This is a genomic window from Cupriavidus sp. 01T418 (assembly GCF_056398885.1).
Map to the genome: position 1 here is coordinate 1 of NZ_JBFTQG010000093.1, position 4,663 is coordinate 4,663.

The 4,663-nt window shown below is 57.8% G+C and carries 5 protein-coding genes; 1 reads left to right on the forward strand and 4 read right to left on the reverse strand.

Annotation, left to right across the window (positions count from 1 at the left end; genetic code table 11):
* Nucleotides 1-232: 232 nt before the first annotated feature.
* On the reverse strand, nucleotides 233-562 hold the full coding sequence (locus AC1DQ3_RS36145) for a hypothetical protein (protein WP_477124890.1): 330 nt from the start codon (nucleotides 560-562) through the stop codon (nucleotides 233-235).
* Between the two features lie 726 nt (nucleotides 563-1,288).
* Here AC1DQ3_RS36145 and AC1DQ3_RS36150 point away from each other — a divergent pair.
* Nucleotides 1,289-1,834 (forward strand): thioredoxin family protein, encoded by a 546-nt coding sequence (locus AC1DQ3_RS36150; RefSeq protein WP_477124894.1) that lies wholly within the window; start codon nucleotides 1,289-1,291, stop codon nucleotides 1,832-1,834.
* A gap of 457 nt (nucleotides 1,835-2,291) precedes the next feature.
* On the opposite strand, the gene AC1DQ3_RS36155 is transcribed toward AC1DQ3_RS36150, so the two are convergent.
* From AC1DQ3_RS36155 to AC1DQ3_RS36165, 3 genes are all read right to left on the reverse strand, one after another.
* Nucleotides 2,292-2,879 (reverse strand): ATP-binding protein, encoded by a 588-nt coding sequence (locus tag AC1DQ3_RS36155; protein ID WP_477124891.1) that lies wholly within the window; start codon nucleotides 2,877-2,879, stop codon nucleotides 2,292-2,294.
* Nucleotides 2,880-3,021: 142 nt separating this feature from the next.
* Nucleotides 3,022-3,696: a DUF1120 domain-containing protein gene (locus AC1DQ3_RS36160; RefSeq protein WP_477124892.1), complete on the reverse strand. Its 675-nt coding sequence runs from the start codon at nucleotides 3,694-3,696 to the stop codon at nucleotides 3,022-3,024.
* A gap of 724 nt (nucleotides 3,697-4,420) precedes the next feature.
* Nucleotides 4,421-4,663, reverse strand: a 243-nt coding sequence (locus tag AC1DQ3_RS36165; RefSeq protein ID WP_477124893.1) for an OsmC family protein, incomplete at its 5' end; no start/stop codon positions are given.

Genomic DNA, 4,663 nt, shown 5'->3' on the forward strand with positions numbered 1-4,663 from the left:
TGCCCTTGCCTGAGGTACCGGGGGACGAAAGCTGGATGTCCAGGCGCCCGTCGGAGCTACGGGAGACACCGTCGCGTCCACCAGTGGTGTGGGTCTTGCCTGTGTATAGAACTTTTCCGGTTTGGGTCATGATGGTTTCCTTGTTGAGCACGTAACAAACACTGCCTTCCGGCGTGGAGAAAACAGGCACAGCCAGCTGCACCCGGATGAGGAAATTGCGCGGTGCGGCGCGTCAGCTTACCGCGCGGGCACCATCGGTGAAGACGCTGCGCTCGCCGATGCGGGCGCCGTCCAGGAACGGGTCAAGTGTGCGGGCCGGGTCCGCCGACACACCGGTGCGATCCAGGCCGGCAACGGTACGGGCACCATCGGTGAAGACGCTGCGCTCGCCGATGCGGGCGCCCTCGGTGAACACGTCGCGATCACCGATGCGGGCCGCCGCCATGCTCTGGCCATCGCCGCGCACCAAGGAGGCGTCGGCGGCGAAGGCTGCGTGCATGCTGCCAGCGGAGGCAGCAAGGGCGATGATGGAAACGAGGCGCTTTGCGATGATGGCGTTCATGATCAATGTCCTAAGTATTCTGTAGAGTCGGTGAGCCAGCCTGAACGTGGCGGGTACTGCATTCGCGGCGGCGTCATTGGTTGACTTCCGTATCCGCTGCACCACGAGATCCATTTAAACCGACCGAAGTATCTGGCCCGTTTCGACTTGGGGGCAGAACTGTGTGCACGCGTATCGGCCCGACGATGCGATACAAGCCAGTACAAAGTCATCCGCCGCGGCGGCGGCTACCCCCGCCATCCCCGCATTCCGCAGCGCTCCAGGTACGTGGCCACCAGATCACGGAGCTCGCGATCGTTGTCAACGATAAGGGGATGGTCAGGCTGGATCATTTACGCGTTCCATGTGCCAGGGTGGCGTTGCATGACGCTACGGTCACTTGGAGACCGTCCCGCGCCGGGCCGAGGCGACGAGCCGCACGACAGGCGGCCGCGAAGGTCCCCAGCGGCAGTTCACGGCCCCGCGAAGCTCATACACGAGCGCGGACAGGATCATGGCGACAACAAGCAGTGGGCGCTTCATTCGATGGCCCTCCTCACGGATTTCGGCGCGCGGTCTTGCGCGGTGAAGCCATTATGTGGCGGGCCGCGCAATGCCTTGTATCGCTCTGTATCCAGGCCATCGCCAGACATGAAACTATTCAATTGAGGGCGCTTTCCGAAACAGGCCCGATACGCGTGGGCGTTGAAATGGCGCTACCCCCCATTCAACCCTGGAGCCGGAACCATGCGTCACGTACTAAAAGCCGCCATCGCCGCTGTCACCCTTCTCGGCGCAGCCACCCTGCTCGCCACAACGCACATCGCTGCCGCACCCACCAAGCCGCCCGCTCCTCGCCAGGCGCCGGAGTTCGTCGGCATCGAGCGGTGGCTCAACGCCGAGCCCCAGACCATGTCCGCCCTGCGCGGCAAGGTCGTGCTGGTCGACTTCTGGACCTACAGCTGCATCAACTGCATTCATACGCTGCCGTATGTCAGGCACTGGTACGACAAATATCGTGACAAAGGGCTGGTCGTGGTTGGCGTGCATACGCCGGAGTTCGCAAGCGAGAAATCGACCGAAAACGTCAAGGCCGCGATCAAGCGCTTCGGCATCCCATATCCGGTCGCGCAAGATAACGCCTATGCCACCTGGGGCGCATATGGCAATCAGTACTGGCCAGCCCTCTATCTGATCGACGCCAACGGCAACATTGTCTACGAGCACTTTGGCGAAGGACGCTACGCGGAAACGGAGGCGGCCATCCAGCGGCTTTTGTCAGCGCGAAACTAGCGCTCGCCCCTTTATATCGCTACAAAGCGAAAACACGCACTTTCACCTACCGACATGTGGGGAATCCTGAGGCCCGAAGGCCGAGGTGTTCCGCGCGACCAGATAAACGGCCTGGGGTTGGTATTGGCGTTGTGGTAAGCGATGTATTCATTGATGGCGGTGATCAGGTCCGGCACGCGCCGGCAGCCGGGCGCCAAGGGGTGAGTGCGCCCTCGATGGCACGAGACGCGGGCGACAACGCCGGTGCTGATGCCGAACCTGATGTCGAATTCTGGCCGAGGAGCCCTTCAAATTCATCTGGCCACGCTTACGCTGTCAGCACGACCCCGCTGACTTCGTCTTGAACACCATCCCTAGCTGTACCGATCCGCAATCGAAACCGGACGGACGTGAAATCGACGCGATTTCAGGCCGGGATTAACTGCAACTGAGCCTGCACTCCACACCCATTTCCGCTCTACCCGAAATGATCATCCTCGAATAACAATTCTTCCGTTTCAAGTTCAGTTCGATGCCCCGGCTTCCCAAAGACAATCCCGATATAGGCACCCCCATTTTTTCTATTTTTGAAATACAATCTTCCACCCATGCCTGCTACTTCTCTTTCAAATATTTGGATTCCCAGCCCCATCCCACCGAATGCACCGAACGGCTTCCTTGCCTGTCTTAGGCGGCCCCTCTCGAAAACCTGTCCGCGTTCTACTCCAGAAAAGCCGGCGCCATTATCCTTGATCTTTATAACTATGGAATTTGGCATTTTTTCAGTTGTAATGACCACCTTCAGCTTCAACTTCGTGAATGGGCGCAATCCTTTTTGCATAAATGAATCAAAACTGTTTTTTACCATCTCCCTGACATCGTATTCCCTGATTGAAATGGTGCCATATCCGAAGTCCTTCAGCGCCACGTTGATAAAATCCATTATTTTCATTGTTGCATCAATGAATGACGCCTCCCCCCAGCCAAACCAACCTGTTCGTGACTCGGAAAACGCTACGGGATCGGATGTCGTGCAAAGAACAGGGTACTCCATCTCACGTCTCATACGCTCAGGCTCCTTGTCATTGTAAGATTTCCAGACATAGATCGGGTGATTACATCGCCAATTCCAGTATTCCAATAAACGATGGCTTGATGGATGCTGGCCGCCGGAACGCCAGATATCGTGGGAAACCCGTCATCTGGACTTACAATAAAATCAGCGTCACCGTGCCCGATCCGTCCAACTGGATGTCGGACGTGGCGGTATCCACCACGAACCTGCTTAGATTCAAACCCACGTTCACGTCACCAGAGACTTCAGTTAGTGCGTCAGGAGCGGTCGCATTGGCATTTGCGGCCAGGACGATGGACTTGCCCTTCGCAAAGTAGGGGGACGTAGTGTTCGTCCAGGAACTGTTCAAGCCTGCAACGCCGTCCGTCATCAACCAGGCGCCCGGAGCCTGAAGCGTCCCTCCTACAGTTGTTTTGATCTGAAGCTGTCCCGCATAGAATCTCACGTTGCCAATGTTCTGGCCGTTATACGTTCCCAAACCAAAATGACGATCGCTGGATATCTCAGGCGTGTCGATTGCAGTGCCATCCCGGTTGTCGGTAAAGGCCAATGCAAATTTGGTAGGCGCCGGGCAGATTACTGTCACTGACATGGCGTCCCGTTTGACGACTATATAGGAGTTCACTACAGAGAGAAAAAGGAGGGACTCTCTTGAAAGGCTTCCAAAGTCAGTCACCCCACCGCCGCCCAGTGAAATGGTGCATGGGGACGGCGTAATGGTGCCAGTGATGGAGAAACCGGCGGACTGCGCCTGTGCAGCGAATGCTGCCCCGGAAAACATTGCAGCGAAGAGTATTTTTTGGATCATGAAAAAACGATTTCTGAGATGAATTGATAAAATACCCATTCCAGATAATCACGGAAGAGGCAGAAATTAGAGCATTTCAATCCATGCACCTGCACTGCTTCCCGCAATACTGTTGCTCAAAATCCATCGAATTTCACGGACGCAATCGTTCGAAAACAGGCCACCCCGGCAGTATTCCACTCAAAGGAGTACAGGCCTACGGAGCGTTGCGCCTTCCCGGGTCATGCTTCGGCACCACACCGCGCCCTGTGTCCATAGAGCGAGCGCATCATCATAGCGGACGATAACTGGCTTAAATATAGAATTAAATTTAAATGAACAGGGAAATTCTGAGAATCCATAGTTGGGAGCTTCACGAGCGGTGTCACCTTGGGAGGCGGAGCGACCGGTCGGTCTTCCCGCCGTGCGGCATACCGGCAGCGTGCTGGCTGGCGGCGCGCCGGCGGCACGGATCGGCGCAGGAAGCGGGGAAGGCGGACCGGAAGAAGGGCAGGATTTGGTCGTATGTGGCCGCGCGCCGGCCTGGCACGGTAAGAACCGGGAGTTCTTATCGATGGGCCCCAAGTGGTGCGGCAGGCATCCGCTACCCACTGGCATTCGATGGTATTGCTTCGCCGGCCCCGCCGGTGGGCCGGCACGCGACTCGTCATCGAACCGGACGATTGCCAGCGAAGGACAGCGGCGCAAGCCGAAGTCCTTCGCCTCCAGCAGGGATTTTCCCGGCTCAGACTACGTTGATCACGACATCGATATTGCCCCGGGTGAGTTTCGAGTACGGGCACGTCTGGTGCGCGGCGTCCGCCAGGGCTTGGGCGACGTCACGCTCCACCCCGGGCAGGCTGATGTTGAGACGGGCTTGCAGGTAGTAAGCATCGCCCTCCTTGACCAGGTCCACTTCGGCGTCGACCGACAGGTCGGCCGGGAGGGCGACTTTCATCCTGGCGGACGCTAGCCCAAGCGCACCGAT